At 69.4% G+C, this 14,668-nt stretch carries 11 protein-coding genes; 8 read left to right on the top strand and 3 right to left on the bottom strand.

Features of this window, described 5'->3' with window-relative positions; translation table 11 throughout:
- Positions 1–93 precede the first annotated feature (93 nt).
- Positions 94–2,886, bottom strand: coding sequence for a [protein-PII] uridylyltransferase (locus ACXJ1Y_RS19200; protein ID WP_463847703.1), 2,793 nt, complete (start codon positions 2,884–2,886; stop codon positions 94–96).
- Positions 2,887–3,039: 153 nt separating this feature from the next.
- Here ACXJ1Y_RS19200 and ACXJ1Y_RS19195 point away from each other — a divergent pair, with 153 nt between their 5' ends.
- The gene (locus ACXJ1Y_RS19195; RefSeq protein WP_463847702.1) at positions 3,040–4,011 is read left to right on the top strand and encodes an aliphatic sulfonate ABC transporter substrate-binding protein; all 972 of its coding nucleotides are present in this window, start codon (positions 3,040–3,042) and stop codon (positions 4,009–4,011) included.
- Here the strand turns inward: ACXJ1Y_RS19195 and ACXJ1Y_RS19190 are convergent.
- Positions 3,989–5,389 (bottom strand): TAXI family TRAP transporter solute-binding subunit, encoded by a 1,401-nt coding sequence (locus ACXJ1Y_RS19190; protein ID WP_463847701.1) that lies wholly within the window; start codon positions 5,387–5,389, stop codon positions 3,989–3,991. The genes ACXJ1Y_RS19195 and ACXJ1Y_RS19190 overlap by 23 nt on opposite strands.
- A gap of 61 nt (positions 5,390–5,450) precedes the next feature.
- On the bottom strand, positions 5,451–6,848 hold the full coding sequence (locus ACXJ1Y_RS19185) for a TAXI family TRAP transporter solute-binding subunit (protein WP_463847700.1): 1,398 nt from the start codon (positions 6,846–6,848) through the stop codon (positions 5,451–5,453).
- Positions 6,849–7,051: 203 nt separating this feature from the next.
- Here ACXJ1Y_RS19185 and ACXJ1Y_RS19180 point away from each other — a divergent pair, with 203 nt between their 5' ends.
- The 7 genes from ACXJ1Y_RS19180 (at position 7,052) to polA (ending at position 14,623) form a co-directional block, all read left to right on the top strand.
- Positions 7,052–7,567: a regulatory protein RecX gene (locus ACXJ1Y_RS19180; protein ID WP_463847699.1), complete on the top strand. Its 516-nt coding sequence runs from the start codon at positions 7,052–7,054 to the stop codon at positions 7,565–7,567.
- 77 nt (positions 7,568–7,644) lie between these two features.
- The gene (locus tag ACXJ1Y_RS19175; RefSeq protein WP_463847698.1) at positions 7,645–8,856 is read left to right on the top strand and encodes a putative DNA modification/repair radical SAM protein; all 1,212 of its coding nucleotides are present in this window, start codon (positions 7,645–7,647) and stop codon (positions 8,854–8,856) included.
- Positions 8,856–10,307: a UdgX family uracil-DNA binding protein gene (locus ACXJ1Y_RS19170; RefSeq protein ID WP_463847697.1), complete on the top strand. Its 1,452-nt coding sequence runs from the start codon at positions 8,856–8,858 to the stop codon at positions 10,305–10,307. Before ACXJ1Y_RS19175 ends, ACXJ1Y_RS19170 begins: the two co-directional genes overlap by 1 nt.
- Positions 10,308–10,442: 135 nt before the next feature.
- Entirely contained in the window at positions 10,443–10,697 is a 255-nt protein-coding gene (locus ACXJ1Y_RS19165) for a hypothetical protein (protein WP_463847696.1), read from the top strand.
- Between the two features lie 102 nt (positions 10,698–10,799).
- Entirely contained in the window at positions 10,800–11,096 is a 297-nt protein-coding gene (locus ACXJ1Y_RS19160; RefSeq protein WP_463847695.1) for a nucleotidyltransferase family protein, read from the top strand.
- Positions 11,086–11,430 carry a HepT-like ribonuclease domain-containing protein gene (locus tag ACXJ1Y_RS19155; protein WP_463847694.1) on the top strand — a complete coding sequence of 115 codons (345 nt, stop codon included), beginning with the start codon at positions 11,086–11,088 and terminating at the stop codon, positions 11,428–11,430. Before ACXJ1Y_RS19160 ends, ACXJ1Y_RS19155 begins: the two co-directional genes overlap by 11 nt.
- A gap of 61 nt (positions 11,431–11,491) precedes the next feature.
- Positions 11,492–14,623: a DNA polymerase I gene (gene polA / locus ACXJ1Y_RS19150; protein ID WP_463847693.1), complete on the top strand. Its 3,132-nt coding sequence runs from the start codon at positions 11,492–11,494 to the stop codon at positions 14,621–14,623.
- Positions 14,624–14,668: the final 45 nt, after the last annotated feature.

Genomic DNA, 14,668 nt, shown 5'->3' with positions numbered 1-14,668 from the left:
GTCCGGGGATAAACCGGGCGTGATATCAGGCCGCGTCCCCGTGAAATCAACCCAAGCCGTTGCGCTTTCGCGGATGTTCGCCCTGCGGGGGCCTCACGTCTCCCGCAGCGGCGGGGTGGTGACGAGGGCTTCCAGCCCCTCCGCCTTCAGCATCGCCACGTCGGCGGCGAAGACCTGCAGCACGGTCTTGCGAATCGCCACCTGCCGGTCGGGCTGGGTGACGCGGGTGCCGGTGAGGTCGGTCACGTAGAACACGTCCACCGCCCGCTCGCCGAAGGTCGCCACATGCGCCGAGGTGATGTTGAGGTTCAGGGCGCCGAGCGCGCTCGTCAGGTCGAAGAGCAGGCCGGGACGGTCGAGACCCGTCACCTCGATCACCGTCTCGCGGCTCGACAGGGCGTTGTCGATGGTCACGTCGGGGGCGACGAGGAAGGTCTTGGCGCGGGCGCTGGTCGGCGGGTGCTTGTCGGCCACGAGTTCCGCGATGCGGATCTCGCCCTTGAGCGCCCGGTCGATCACGTCGGTGATGCGCTTCGTCCGGCGCAACTCGTCCTCGTCCCGGTCGAAGGCGCGGGAGATGACGAAGGTGTCCAGCGCGAACCCGTCCGCCGTGGTGAAGATCTGCGCATCGACGATGTTCGCCCCCGCCGCCGCGCAGGCTCCGGTGACGATGGCGAGCAGCCGCGGATGGTCCGGCGAATAGACCGTGACCTCCGTCACCCCGCGCACCGGATCGAGCCCGACCTCGGTGGCGCTGGTGCGGCCCTCCTCCGTCGTCCGCCGGAGCAGGCGCGCGTTCTTGATCTGCCGGTTGCCGTCGACCTTCAGCCAATAGGCCTGCTTGTGCCGGGCCGCGTAGGTGTCGAACCTGTCCGATTCCCAATCGGGCAATTGCTCGCGCAGGCTCATCTGGATCAGCCGCACCCGGTCGGTGCGGGCGATCTCGGAATGGCCGCCGGAGAGGTACACCTCGGTCTCGTCGTAGAGGGTGCGCAGCAGGGTGCCCTTCCACGCGGTCCAGACGCCCGGCCCCACGGCGGTGATGTCCGCGACGGTGAGGAGGGTGAGGAGCTTCAGCCGCTCCAGGGTCTGCACGATGGAGGCGAAGCGCTCGATCGTCTTGTGGTCGGACAGGTCGCGGCTCTGGGCCGTCATGGACATGAGCAGGTGGTGCTCCACCAGCCACGCCACGGTCTCCGTCTCGGCCGGGCTGAGGCCGAAGCGCGGGCAGAGCTTCTTGGCGATCTGCGCGCCGGCCACCGAATGGTCCTCCGGCCGGCCCTTGGCGATGTCGTGCAGCAGGATCGCGACGTAGAGCGCCAGCCGGTTGTGGATGGAATGGATCAGCCGCGTGACGAGCGGGTAGGTCTCCTCCACCCGCCCGCTCTCGATGGACGAGAGCACGCCGATCGTGCGCAGGAGATGCTCGTCCACCGTGAAGTGGTGGTACATGTTGAACTGCATCATCGCGACGACGCGGCCGAAATCCGGGATGAACCGGCCGAGCACGCCCGCCTCGTTCATCTCCCGCAGGGCCTCCTCGGGGGCGTTGCGCGAGGTCAGGATCTCCAGGAACAGCCGGTTCGCCTCCTCGTCGCCGCGCAGCGACGGCGTGATGAGGCGCAGCGAGCGCGTGGCGAGCCGCTTGGCATCCGGGTGGATCGGCACGTTGTGGCGGTCCGCCAGCCAGAACAGGCGGATGAGGTTCACGGGGTCGCGCTCGAACGCGTCCTCGGCGCGCAGGTTCACCCGGCCGTGGTCGATCCAGAAATCCTCGGCCTCCACGGAGGTCGCGCGGAAGCGGTCGCGGAACTTGCCGATCCAGCGGTCCAGCACGGGGGTGCGCTTGGCGTGGCGCGCCTCCATCTCGGCGCTGACGATGGCGGTGAGGTCGCCCACATCCTTGGCGACGCGGAAATACGCCTTCATGAACCGCTCGACGCCCGACAGGCCGCCCCGCGATTCGTAGCCCAGGCGCTCGGCGATGCGCGGCTGCAGGCCGAAGGACAGGCGCTCCTCGGCGCGCTTGGTCACGAAGTGCATGTGGCAGCGCACCCGCCACAGGAACTCGTCGCAGCGCTCGAACAGCGCGTATTCCTCCTGCGTGAACAGGCCGGCGCCGACGAGTTCGCTCTGATCGCGCACCCGGTAGGTGTATTTCGCGATCCAGAACAGGGTGTTGAGGTCGCGCAGCCCCCCCTTGCCGTCCTTAACGTTGGGCTCCACGAGATAGCGCGACATGCCGGCCTTCGCGACGCGGGTGTCGCGCTCGCGCAGCTTCGCCTCCACGAACTCGGAGGCCGAGCCGACGATGACCTCGGCATCGAATCGCGTGACCAATTCCTCGTAGAGGACGCGCGAGCCGAACAGGTAGCGGGCTTCGAGCAGCGCGGTGCGGATCGTCATGTCCGCGCGGCCCTCGCGCAGGCATTCCTCCACCGAGCGGGTGGCGTGGCCGACCTTCAGCTTCAGGTCCCACAGGACGTAGAGCATCGCCTCCACGACGCTCTCGGACCACGCGGTCTGCTTGTAGGGGAGCAGGAACAGCAGATCGATGTCCGAGCCCGGCGCCATCGTCCCCCGGCCGTAGCCGCCGGTGGCGACCACCGCCAGTTGCTCGCCCGTGGTGGGATTGTCGTTCGGGTAGAGGCGCCAGACCACGGCATCGTGGATGGCGCGCACCACCGCGTCGGTGAGGCGCGACAGGCTCTGGGCGCAGGCCATGCCGTTGCGGTCGGCCAGGAGCTGCGCCTCCGCCGCCCGGTGCCCCTCTTCGAGGACGCGCCGGAGTTCGGGCACGAGGGCCGCGCGCAGCCGTGTCGGCTCGCGGATGTCCCGGTCGAGGCCGGCGATGATGGGTTCGAGCTCTGCGACGGGATCGAGCATGATGTCCGTTAGCATGATATGCCTACGATGCCAGTCGTGCCGGCGTGCCGCAGGCGGCAATGCCCCCGGCGTCCTGCAAGACGGACGTTTCGTTTGACATAAAGAACGGATGGGTTTAGCTCGGCGTCAAAGATAAGCCGAGGAGACGATTCCATGCCGCTCGCCCGCCGCTCCGTCCTGGGAGCCGCCCTCGCCCTGGCCCTGTGCACGACCGGCCCGGCGAAAGCCGCCGAGCCGACGGAAGTGCGGCTCGATTGGGCGACCTACAATCCCCTGAGCCTTCTCCTGAAGGAGCGCGGCTATGTCGAGGAGGCCCTGAAGCCGAAGGGAATCAAGGTCCGCTGGGTGCAGTCCCTCGGCTCGAACAAGGCGCTCGAATTCCTGAATGCCGGGGCCATCGACATCGGCTCGACGGCCGGCGCCGCCGCCCTGGTGGCGCGGATCAACGGCAACCCGATCAAGGCGATCTACGCCTTCTCGCGGCCGGAATGGACCGCCCTCGTCACCCGCAAGGACACCGGCATCACCAAGCCCGCCGACCTGAAGGGCAAGCGGGTCGCCGTCACCCGGGGCACGGACCCGCACATCTTCCTGATCCGCGCCCTGCAGGGTGCCGGGCTGACCGAGAAGGACGCCAAGCTCGTCCTGTTGCAGCACCCGGACGGGCGCACCGCCCTCGACCGGGGCGACGTGGACGCCTGGGCCGGGCTCGACCCAATGATGGCCTCGGCCGAGATCGAGAATGGCGACGTGCTGTTCTTCCGCGACCCCGCCGCCAACACCTGGGGCGTGCTCGACGTGCGCGAGGCCTTCGCCAAGGAGAATCCCGACCTCGTGAAGGCGGTGATCGCTGCCTACGAGCGGGTGCGCGCCGAGGCGCTGAAGGACCCAGCCGCCCTCAAGGCGGCGCTCGTCACCGCGACGAAGCTGCCCGAGCCCGTCGTCGCCCGCCAGCTGGAGCGCACGGACCTGTCCCAGCCGGCCATCGGCCCGACCCAGGCCGACGCGATCCGCGCGGCCGGCGTGGCGCTGCAGCAGGCCGGCGTGATCGCGGCGGACGTGAACGTGGCCTCCGCCGTGGACGGGCTGATCGACACGGCCTTCAACCCGCCAGCGGCGCGCTGAGCGGCGCCTCCTCCCGCCCCCGGGGAGAACCGGCGGCGGCGATCCGGCAATCGTGGATCGTCGCCCGTGCCGTCTCGATGGCGATGGAGACGGCGGAGAGGGTGGAGGGCTCCGGCTCGCGCTCGCGGGCATAGCGCACCACGTCCGCCGCCAGCCCGTCGACCTCGATGGTCAGCGCCTCGATGGCCTCCGGGTCCTTGAGGCGGCGGGCCTCCTGGGTGATCGCGATCAGCCGGTCGATCACGTCGTCGATCCGCTCCCGGCCGAGGCTCGTGAGGCGCTGGCGCACCCAGGCCAGCACCGAGACGAGGCCGCCCGCCAGGGCGCCGAGCAGGTAGAGCGTGTCGCCGTAGCGCTCCACGAAGCCGTGCTGCTCGCGCTCGTAATAGTCGATGGCGCCGGGATGGATCGGGATGCGGGCGCTGGTCGCCGCCACGGTGGTCTCGTAGGCCGGCGCCAGGACGTATTCGGCGGCATCGGTCTGCTGGGCCGCCGCCGTGCGCTTCTCGAACAATTGCTGCGTGAAATCCGCCGCGATCACCCGGCTGAGCGAGCCCCGCGCCATCAGCCGGTAGGAGGCGCCGACCGTCTTCACGTCGTCGGCGGGCAGCTTCGGGCGGCCGGCGAACAGGCCGCCGGGGATCGTCACGGCCTGAAGTTTTGGAAAGCGCTCGATGATGGCGTCGTCGTCCTCCACGGCGACGAACTCGACCTTGCCGTCCTTCGCCACCGAGCGCACCGCGCCGACGAGGGCGATGGCCTTCGGCGCCGAGGGGGCGATGATGCTGAGGAAGGCGTCGATCCGCTTCTCCTTGAAGGCCGCGGCGACGGCGCCCTCGTCCACGGGCACGAGTTGCACCGTGCCGGCGGGCACCGGGCCGGCGGCGGGGGCCGTCTCCAGGGCGAGGCCGTGATAGGAGAGCAGGTTCTTGAGCAGCCAGTAATCGGCGTCCTTCTGCGCACCGATGCCGAGGCGCTTGCCGCCGAGCTTGGCGAAGGACTTGATGCCGGCCTGCTCCGGCGAGGCGACGATCATCGCCTGATCGCGCAGGATGGCGAGGGTAAGGCCGTTGGTCGGCAGGAGCACGTCGGGCCGCACCACGGCGAGGTCGGCCCGCCCGTCCTGCAAGGCGGCGGCGCTCTCGCGTACGTCGTCGAAGGAGAGGATCTTCAGGCGGATGCCCTCGCCGCTCGCGTCGAGGGCGTCGGCATAGGCCTTGATGAGGCCCGGCTCGGTGCCGTCCTTGGGCGCCACCGCGATGGTGAGGGTCGTCGGGCGCAGCAGGTACCACACCGCCGCGCCGCCGAGGCAGAGCAGCAGGGCGCTGGCCGCGAGCAGGACGTCCCGGCGCATCAGGAACTGGGTCAACGCGGCCATGGGGTTCGGTCCTGCGGTCGTGCGCAGGCCAAACGCGGCGGAACCCGTTCTGTGCCCGGCCCTATTCGGCGGCGGGCAGGTGGAGCGCCATGAGCTGGGCCGAGCGGCGGCGCTCGCCCTCGGGCGGCACCCCGATCCGCCGCCTCGCATCGCCCACCGCCTCGTGGACGCCGTCCACCGCCAGGATCAGCGCGCTCACCGTCCGAAGGTCGATGGTGCGCTTGCGGGTATGCGAGACCACGTCGGCGATGAGGTCGTCGATCTCCAGGACGATGGCGTCGAGTTGCTCGACATTCGTGGCGGCGCGGATCTCGCGCAGGATGTCGAGCAGCCGGTCGAGGACGATGTCGATCCGCTCCCGCCGCTTGCGGGCGAGGCGCTGGCCGAGCCACGCGAAGCCGGAGCCGATCGTGCCGCCGAAGAAGGCGACGAGGTAGATGTAATCCTCGTAGCGGTCGAGGAAGGTCTGCTGCTCGCGCTCGAAATAATCGACCGCACCGGGGTGGTTCGGCAGGCGCGCCGAGGTCGCCGCGACGGTGGTGTCGAAATCGGGCGCCTTCATCAGCTTGGCGATGGGCGCGGCGGCGGCGAGCCGCGAGCGCCACTCGAACAGGTGCTGGGTCGCCGAGGCGACGGCGACGCGGCTCACCGTGCCCCGCGCCATCAGCCGGTAGGAGGCGCCGACCGTGCGGATCTCCTCGTCCGGCCGCTTCGGGCGGCCGCCGAACGTGCCGGCGGGGATGGTGACGGCCTGGAGTTCGGGGAAGCGCTGAAGGATCGCGTCGCCATCGGGGATCGAGACGAAGCCGATCTTGCGCTCGGGCGAGCCCGCCTCGACGGCGCGGATCACGCTGCCGGCCATCTTCGAGGCGGGGCTCGCGATGATCGCCACGGCATCCACGCGTTTGTCCGCGATGGCCTGGGTGATCTCGCCGAACTTCAGGGGCACCACGAGGACGTGGCCGGGCGCGGGCTCGGCGGTGTCGTCGCCGGCGGGCGTGTCGGGCAGGAGATCGTAGAAGGAGAGGACGTTGGTGAGGAAGGGGATGTCCGCCCCGTGCCGCACCACGATGCCGAGGCGCTTGCGGGCGAAATCGGGAAACTCGTCGATGTCGCTGTGCTCGGGACGGGCGACCACCAGCGCCTCGTCGTGCAGGATCGCCAGCGTCAGGCCGTTCTCCGGCAGGAACACGTCGGGGCGGACCACGGCGAGGTCGGCCTTGTTGCGCTGGAGGGCGAGGCCGCTGTCGCGCACGTCCTCGTAGCGCACCACCTTCAGCCGCACATCCTCGCGGGCCCGGTCGAGGGCCGCCGCGTAGGCCTCGATCAGCGCGGCTTCCGGCCCGTCCTGCGGGCCGACCGCCACCGTGAGGGTGTTCGGGCGCCACAGGTAGGCGACCCCGCTCGCGAGCGCGATCAAGCCGAGCGCCACCAGGACGAGGAGCCATTCGCGCCGCATCAGGACGGAGGCGGCCGCCCACAGCTTTCGCTGCAGTGCCCCGAGTTTGGAATCAGGAGGTGGGACATCGCCCGGCCTGTCGCGTTGCGCGCGTTCCATGGGTCGTTCATGAAGCGCAAACCTGTCCAGATCGTGAAGAACACGTGAAGCCTCCCTCCGTTGCATCTTCCGGGCCGGAGACACCCAAGCCCCCGCCGCGCCCGGTGAGCGCGGCATGGCTGGAGCGGGCCGCCCTCGACTACCTGCAGCGCTACAGCGCCTCGACCGAGATGCTCCGCCGCACCCTCTCGCGGCGTGTCGAGAAGCGGGCGCGGGCGCGGGGGGAGGAGCCCGCCGCCTTCGCGGAGATGATCGAGGCGACGGTGGCCCGCGCCCTCTCGGCCGGGCTCGTGGACGATGCCCGCTTCGCCGAGGGGCGCCTCGCCGCGCTGCGCCGCCGGGGCACCTCGCGCCGGGGTGCGGGTTTCAAGCTCGCCGCCAAGGGCGTGCCGCGCGAGGTGGTCGCGGCGGTGATGGAGGCCGAGCGCGAGGCCTCGCCGGAGGAGGACAGCGAGGAGAAGGCGGCCTGGGCCTATGCCAAGCGCCGCCGCCTCGGCCCCTTCCGCCAGCCGGACCGGCGGGCCGACTACCGGGAGCGCGACCTCGGCAGCCTCGCCCGGCAGGGCTTCCCCTACGGCCTGGCCCGGCGGATCGTCGAGGCCGACGAGGAACCCGTCTGACGGGGTGCGGCGTTGCGGCTAGGGAGCAGGGGCGCGGTGCCCTTGTATCCGCCCCCGAAACGTTCATCTTCCGTTCCATGGATGACGCCCTCGCTAAGAAGCTCCGCATCCTGGCCGATGCCGCGAAATACGATGCGTCCTGCGCCTCGTCCGGGGCGCCCAAGCGCGCGGCCGGCAAGGACGGGATCGGCTCCACCACGGGGGCCGGGATCTGCCACGCCTACACGCCCGACGGGCGCTGCGTGTCGCTCCTCAAGATCCTGCTGACCAACTGGTGCCTGTTCGATTGCGCCTATTGCGTCAACCGCCGCTCCTCGAACGTCCGGCGGGCGAAGTTCACCGTCGAGGAGGTGGTGAACCTCACCATCAACTTCTACAAGCGCAACTATATCGAGGGGCTGTTCCTGTCCTCGGGCATCATCAAGTCGCCCGACCACACGATGGAGCTCTTGACCCGCGTCGCGAAGTCCCTGCGCCGGGACCACGGCTTCGCGGGCTACATCCACCTCAAGTCGATCCCCGAGGCGAGCCCGTGGCTGATCGAGGAGGCAGGGCTCTATGCCGACCGCCTGTCGATCAACGTCGAGCTGCCGACCGAGGCGAGCCTGGGCCGGCTCGCCCCCGAGAAGGACGGCGCGGCCATTCAGAACGCCATGGCGCAGATCGGCGAGCGGATCGTCGAGGCCAAGGCCGAGCGCCGCCGCTTCTCCCCGGCCGGGCATTCGACGCAGGTGATCGTCGGCGCCGACGACACGACCGACGCCGCCCTCATCGCCAAAAGCGAGAATCTGTACGGCAGCGTCGGGCTCAAGCGCGTCTATTACTCGGCCTTCAGCCCGATCCCGGACGGCTCGCAGATCCTGCCCTTGAAGGCCCCGCCGCTCGCCCGTGAGCACCGGCTCTATCAGGCCGACTGGCTGCTCCGGTATTACGAGTTCTCGGCCGAGGAGGTCGCCTCGGCCTCCGAAGGCGGGATGCTCGCCCTCGACATCGACCCGAAGCTGGCCTGGGCGCTCAAGAACCGCGAGCGCTTCCCCGTCGACGTGAACAAGGCCGACCGGGAGATGCTGCTGCGCGTCCCCGGCCTCGGGGCGCGGGCGGTGGACCGGATCGTGAAGGCGCGCAAGCACACGACCCTGCGCCTCGACGACGTGGCGCGGCTGACCTCCAGCCTCAAGCGGGCGCGGCCCTTCCTCGTCGCCGCCGACCATCGGCCGGTGGCGCTCACCGACCGCGCCGACCTGCGCGCCCGCCTCGTGGAGCCGGCCCAGCAATTGAGCCTGTTCTGATGGCGGGCGCGCCCTCCCTCGCCGCGTCCGGGCGTACCATCCTCCTACGGCCCGGCGCCGACCTCGCCGGCTTTCGCGATGCCGCCCGCCGCCTCGCCGCCGGGAACGTGCCGCCGGAGGCCGTGACCTTCTCCGTCGAGTCCGCGCCGAGCCTGTTCGGCGACGGCGCATCACCGGGTGCGGACACGCCCCTCGTCCTGCCCCGGGCGGTCGCGTCGCTGATCCCGGGCGTGGTCCCCCACCGCGACCCCGAACGCTACGGCCTGCTCTACGCCCTGATCTGGCGCGTCCTCCACGGGGAGCGGCACCTGATGGAGGTGGCGAGCGACCCGCTGGTCCACCGCCTCACCCGGATGGCCAAGGCCATCGGCCGCGACCTGCACAAGATGCACGCCTTCCTGCGCTTCCGCCGGGTCGAGGATCCGGCGGGCGAGCGCTACGTCGCGTGGTTCGAGCCCGACCATCACATCCTGGAAGCCGCCGCGCCATTCTTCGTGCGCCGCTTCGCCGGCATGCGCTGGACGATCCTGACGCCGGAGGGCCGGGCCGTCTGGGACGGGGACACCCTCGCCTATGGGCCGCCGGGCTCGCGCGCCGACGTGCCCGAGGGCGACGGCTTCGAGGCCGGCTGGCAGACCTATTACGAGACGACGTTCAACCCCGCCCGCGTGAACCCGAAGGCGATGCGCGCGGAGATGCCGAAGAAGTACTGGCGCAACATGCCGGAGACGGCCGCCATCCCCGCCCTGCTGCGGGGCGCGGCGGACCGGACCGCGCAGATGATCGAGAGGGAACCCACCTTGCCCGCACGCCGCGAACCCGCCCGAGCCGTCGCCGCGATGACGGACCAGGACCCGAAGAGCCTCGACGAACTCAACGCCATCATCCGCAAGACCGAGCCCCTGGTGCCCGGCGCGACCCAGGCCGTGCTGGGCGAGGGCCCAATCGGCGCCACGGTCGCGTTCGTGGGCGAGCAGCCCGGCGACCAGGAGGACCTGAAGGGCCGCCCCTTCGTCGGGCCGGCGGGGCAACTCCTCGCCCGCGCCATGGCGGAAGCCGGCATCGACCGCGAGGCGAGCTACCTCACCAACGCGGTGAAGCACTTCAAATTCACCCTGCGCGGCAAGCGCCGCATCCACGAGAAGCCTACGGCGGGCGAGGTGAGCCATTACCGCTGGTGGCTCGACCGCGAACTCGACTTCGTGGCGCCGAAGCTCGTCGTGGCGCTCGGCGCGACGGCGGTGCTGGCGCTGACGGGCAAGGCGATCCCGATCACCCGCGCCCGCGGCCCGTTCCGGTTCGACCGGCTGGACAACCGCTTCCAGGGCTACATCACCGTCCACCCCTCCTACCTGCTGCGCCTGCCCGACGAAGCCAAGGAGGAGGCCTATGCCGCCTTCATCACCGACCTGAAGCGTATTGCCACGCTTGGGGCCGAGCTCGCCGCATGAGGCGCGCGTTTTAATCCCTTGAGCTGCGTGCGACGAGGCACGTCGCTCCGGGAAAGACGATCCTATATCTCTCTCATGACAGATGAAGCGGACGAAAATAGCCGATCCGCCCTGCGCAAGGAGAGAGAAATAGAGATGAAGACTCGTATCGCCGCCGCCGTCGCCGCCCTCGTGATCGGTGCCGCCGCCCCCGTGACCTCCGCCATGGCCTACCCCGTCTCCCATGACAGGGGCCCGCTCACCACCGGCTCCATCGGCGTCCACGACACCCCCTTCTACGAGGCCCACCCCGGCTATTGCCGCCCGAGTTCGGCCGCCGAGGGCAACGCCAACCAGCAGACCCGGCCGGTGAAGCAATACGGCCAGACCACCGGCGGCAACCGCTGCTGAGACCCACACCAACGCCCAGGCATGAGGCGGCGGGGCCCGAGTGCCCCGCCGCTTGTTTTTTGGTATGGATCAGAGCTGACACGACTCCGACGGTCTCATACGATGAACCGCGACGACGCCCTCGCTATCCTGCGCGCCCATCGAGAAGAGCTGCACCGTCGTGGCGTGAGCCATGCATCCCTTTTCGGCTCGGTCGCCCGCGACCAAGCAACACCTGACAGCGACCTCGATATCATGATCGATATCGACACATCGGTCGTTCAAGATGTCTACGATTACGCTGGTGTGATCGGCTTCATCAGCGATCTATTCTCAATCAAGGTCGATATCGCGAACCGGGAGATGCTGAAGCCCTACGTGAGGCCGTCGGCCGAACGGGACGCGATCCATGCTTTCTGAGCGGGGGCGAGACGCGCTTCTCGGTATCCTGGACAATGCGGAAGCCGCGCTTGAATTCACGGCCGGCATCGATGCAGATGCGTTCGCCCACGATCGCATGAGGCTTTACGCCGTGACGCGCTGCCTGGAGATCATCTCGGAGGCGAGCCGTCGTGTCGATGACGGGACCCGAACCCGCCATCCCCACATCCCCTGGCGGCAGATCGCGGATGCCGGCAACGTCTACCGGCACGCCTACAAGAACGTCACCGCCGAGATGGTCTGGCGCGTCGCGCGCCATAGAATGTCAGATCTGATCGTCGTGTGTAAGGTTGAGTTGAGCCATCCCGACTGAACGTATCGTTCGTCATTGAACTCGCTCGCCCCTCGGCATCCTCGGACATTCGGCACACAGCGTGACTTCAAAAACGACCGCCTCCACCCCCAAGCCCGTCGGCCCCGGCGATCAGGTGATCCTGGTCGATGGCTCGTCCTTCATCTTCCGGGCCTATTTCCAGTCGATCAACCAGGACCAGAAGTACAATTCCCGTCCCTCGGACGGATTGCCGACCGGGGCGGTGCGGTTGTTCTGCACCAAGATCGCCCAATTCCTGCAGGACGGCGCGGCCGGCACCATGCCGACGCATCTCGGCATCGTCTTCGACAAGTCCGAGGGCTCGTTCCGCAAGGAGATGTTCCCGGACTACAAGGGCCACCGCCCCGACGCGCCGGACGACCTCAAGCGCCAGATGCCGCTGATGCGCGACGCGGTGCGGGCCTTCGGCCTGCACGCCATCGAACTGGAACGCTACGAAGCCGACGACCTCATCGCCACCTACGCCCGGCAGGCCGAGGCGCGGGGCGCGGGCGTCATCATCGTCTCCTCCGACAAGGACCTGATGCAGCTCGTCGGGCCGCTGGTGCGGTTCTACGATTTCGAATCGGGCGCCAAGGGCAAGCCGGGCTACCGGCCCGAGCGCAACCTCGATGTGGACGCCATCATCGCCAAGTGGGAGGGCTTGAGCCCCAACCAGATCGGCGACGCGCTGGCGCTGATCGGCGACACGTCGGACAACGTGCCGGGCGTGCCCGGCATCGGCCTGAAGACCGCCGCCGCCCTCATCAAGGAATTCGGCTCCCTGGAGGCCCTGCTGGAGCGGGCAGGCGAGATCAAGCAGCCGAAGCGCCGGGAGACCCTGCTTGCCAACATCGATCAGGCCCGCCTCTCGCGAAAACTCGTGGCGCTGATGGAGGACGTGCCGGTCCCCGTCGCGCTCGACGATCTCACCGTGCCGGAGCCCGACCCGGAGAAGCTCGTCGGCTTCCTCAAGGCGATGGAGTTCAACACCCTCACCCGGCGCATCGCGCAGATGCTGCATGTAGACCCGGAGAAGGTGAAGCCGGACCCGGCTCTCCTGCCGGGCGCCAAGGGCGCGGCGGGCGAGCCCGTGCCCTTCTTCGGCGACAGCGTGCCCCCGGACCCGGAGAAAGCCGCCGCCGGCTCGGAGCGCCCGCCGGGCGACGCGCCCCCCGAGGGCGGCGAGGTCGATCCCTTCGCCGACCTCAACCTGCCGGATGCGGCGCCCAAGCCCCGTGGCCCCGCCGAGCCGACGCCGGGCGGGCTTGTGGCGGCGCGGGCGGGCGAGTCGGTGAAGCCGTTCGACACCGCCGCCTATGAAACGATCCTCTCCCTCGAACATCTCGACGCCTGGATCGCCGAGGCCGAGGAGGCCGGCGTGGTGGCGGTCGACACCGAGACCGATGCGCTGGATTCCTTCCGCGCCGGGCTCGTCGGCGTGTCGCTCGCGGTGGCGCCGGGCCGGGCCTGCTACATCCCGCTGGCGCATGTGCAGGCGGTCTCCGCCCCCGCCGATGCCGGCGACCTGTTCGGTCAAGGCGCGGCGGCGACCGATCTGGTCGAGCCCCTGCCCGGCCAGATCCCCCTCGACGCGGCGCTGGCGCGGCTGAAGCCGCTCCTCGAAAATCCCGGCGTGCTGAAGGTCGGGCAGAACCTGAAATACGATTGGGTCGTGTTCTCGCGCTACGGCATCGAGGTCGCGCCCTTGGACGACACGATGCTGATCTCCTACGTGCTCGATGCCGGCAAGGGCGGGCACGGCATGGACGAGCTTGCCCGCCGCCATCTCGGCCACCAGCCGATCACCTTCTCGGACGTCGCCGGCACCGGCCGGGCCAAGGTGACGTTCGACCGGGTCGCCCTCGACAAGGCCACCGCCTACGCCGCCGAAGACGCGGACGTCACCCTACGCCTGTGGCGGATGATGAAGCCGCGCCTCGCGGCCGAGCGGCGGGTGGCGGTCTACGAGACCCTGGAACGGCCGCTCCTGCCGATCATCGCCCGGATGGAGATGGCCGGTATCCGCGTCGACCGCGACATGCTGAGCCGGCTCTCGGGCGATTTCTCGCAGATCCTCGTGCGGCTCGAAGAGGAGATCCAGGAGGACGCGGGAGAGAAGTTTTCGGTTGGCTCGCCGAAGCAGATCGGCGACATCCTGTTCGGCAAGATGGGCCTGCCCGGCGCCAAGAAGACACCCTCCGGCCAATGGGCCACGCCCGCGACGCTGCTGGAGGAGCTGGCCCAGGCCGGGCATGAGCTGCCCAAGAAGATCCTCGAATGGCGCCAGCTCTCGAAGCTGAAATCGACCTATACCGACTCGCTCCAGACCCATGCCGACCGGGAGACGCAGCGGGTCCACACCTCGTTCTCGCTGGCCGCGACGACGACGGGCCGGCTTTCGTCCTCCGAGCCCAACCTGCAGAACATCCCCGTGCGCACGGAGGAGGGACGGCGCATCCGCCGGGCCTTCGTGGCGGCGCCGGGCATGAAGCTGATCTCGGCCGACTACTCGCAGATCGAGTTGCGGCTGCTCGCCCACATGGCCGACATCCCCGAATTGCGCAAAGCCTTCGAGGACGGGATCGACATCCACGCGGCGACGGCCTCGGCGATGTTCGGCGTGCCCCTCAAGGAGATGACGCCGGATCTGCGCCGCCGGGCCAAGACGATCAACTTCGGCATCATCTACGGCATCTCGGCCTTCGGGCTGGCCGACCGCCTCGGCATCGGCCGGGAGGAGGCCTCGGCCTTCATCAAGCAGTATTTCGAGCAGTTCCCCGGCATCCGGGACTACATCGACACGACGAAGCGCAGCTGCCGCGACAAGGGCTACGTCACCACGCTGTTCGGGCGGGTGTGCCACTACCCGCAGATCCGCTCCAACAACCCCAACGAGCGGGCGAGTGTGGAGCGTCAGGCGATCAACGCCCCGATCCAGGGCTCGGCCGCCGACATCATCCGCCGGGCGATGACCCGCATGGAGACGGCGCTGAAGGCCAAGCATCTCGGCGTGACGATGCTGCTGCAGGTGCACGACGAACTGGTCTTCGAGGCCCGCGAGGATGAGGTCGACACGGCGATCCCGATCATCGCCTCCGTGATGGAAGAGGCCCCCGCCCCCGCCCTGACGCTCCGGGTGCCGCTGGTGGTGGAGGCCAAGGCGGCGCTGAACTGGCAGGAGGCGCATTGAGGCGCGCGGCTTCGACCCTAAGACACAGCCGATCCTGACAACCAG

The organism is Methylobacterium sp. TK26 (assembly GCF_055361565.1).
The sequence above is the reverse complement of the archived record's forward strand: the minus strand, read 5'-3'. Positions and strand labels throughout refer to the sequence as shown.

Coding starts and splice junctions, on each gene's coding strand:
- ACXJ1Y_RS19200 (WP_463847703.1), bottom strand. CDS start 2,886: ATGCTCGATCCCGTCGCAGAGCTCGAACCCATCATCGCCGGCCTCGAC.
- ACXJ1Y_RS19195 (WP_463847702.1), top strand. CDS start 3,040: ATGCCGCTCGCCCGCCGCTCCGTCCTGGGAGCCGCCCTCGCCCTGGCC.
- ACXJ1Y_RS19190 (WP_463847701.1), bottom strand. CDS start 5,389: ATGGCCGCGTTGACCCAGTTCCTGATGCGCCGGGACGTCCTGCTCGCG.
- ACXJ1Y_RS19185 (WP_463847700.1), bottom strand. CDS start 6,848: ATGCGGCGCGAATGGCTCCTCGTCCTGGTGGCGCTCGGCTTGATCGCG.
- ACXJ1Y_RS19175 (WP_463847698.1), top strand. CDS start 7,645: ATGGATGACGCCCTCGCTAAGAAGCTCCGCATCCTGGCCGATGCCGCG.
- ACXJ1Y_RS19170 (WP_463847697.1), top strand. CDS start 8,856: ATGGCGGGCGCGCCCTCCCTCGCCGCGTCCGGGCGTACCATCCTCCTA.
- ACXJ1Y_RS19165 (WP_463847696.1), top strand. CDS start 10,443: ATGAAGACTCGTATCGCCGCCGCCGTCGCCGCCCTCGTGATCGGTGCC.
- ACXJ1Y_RS19160 (WP_463847695.1), top strand. CDS start 10,800: ATGAACCGCGACGACGCCCTCGCTATCCTGCGCGCCCATCGAGAAGAG.
- ACXJ1Y_RS19155 (WP_463847694.1), top strand. CDS start 11,086: ATGCTTTCTGAGCGGGGGCGAGACGCGCTTCTCGGTATCCTGGACAAT.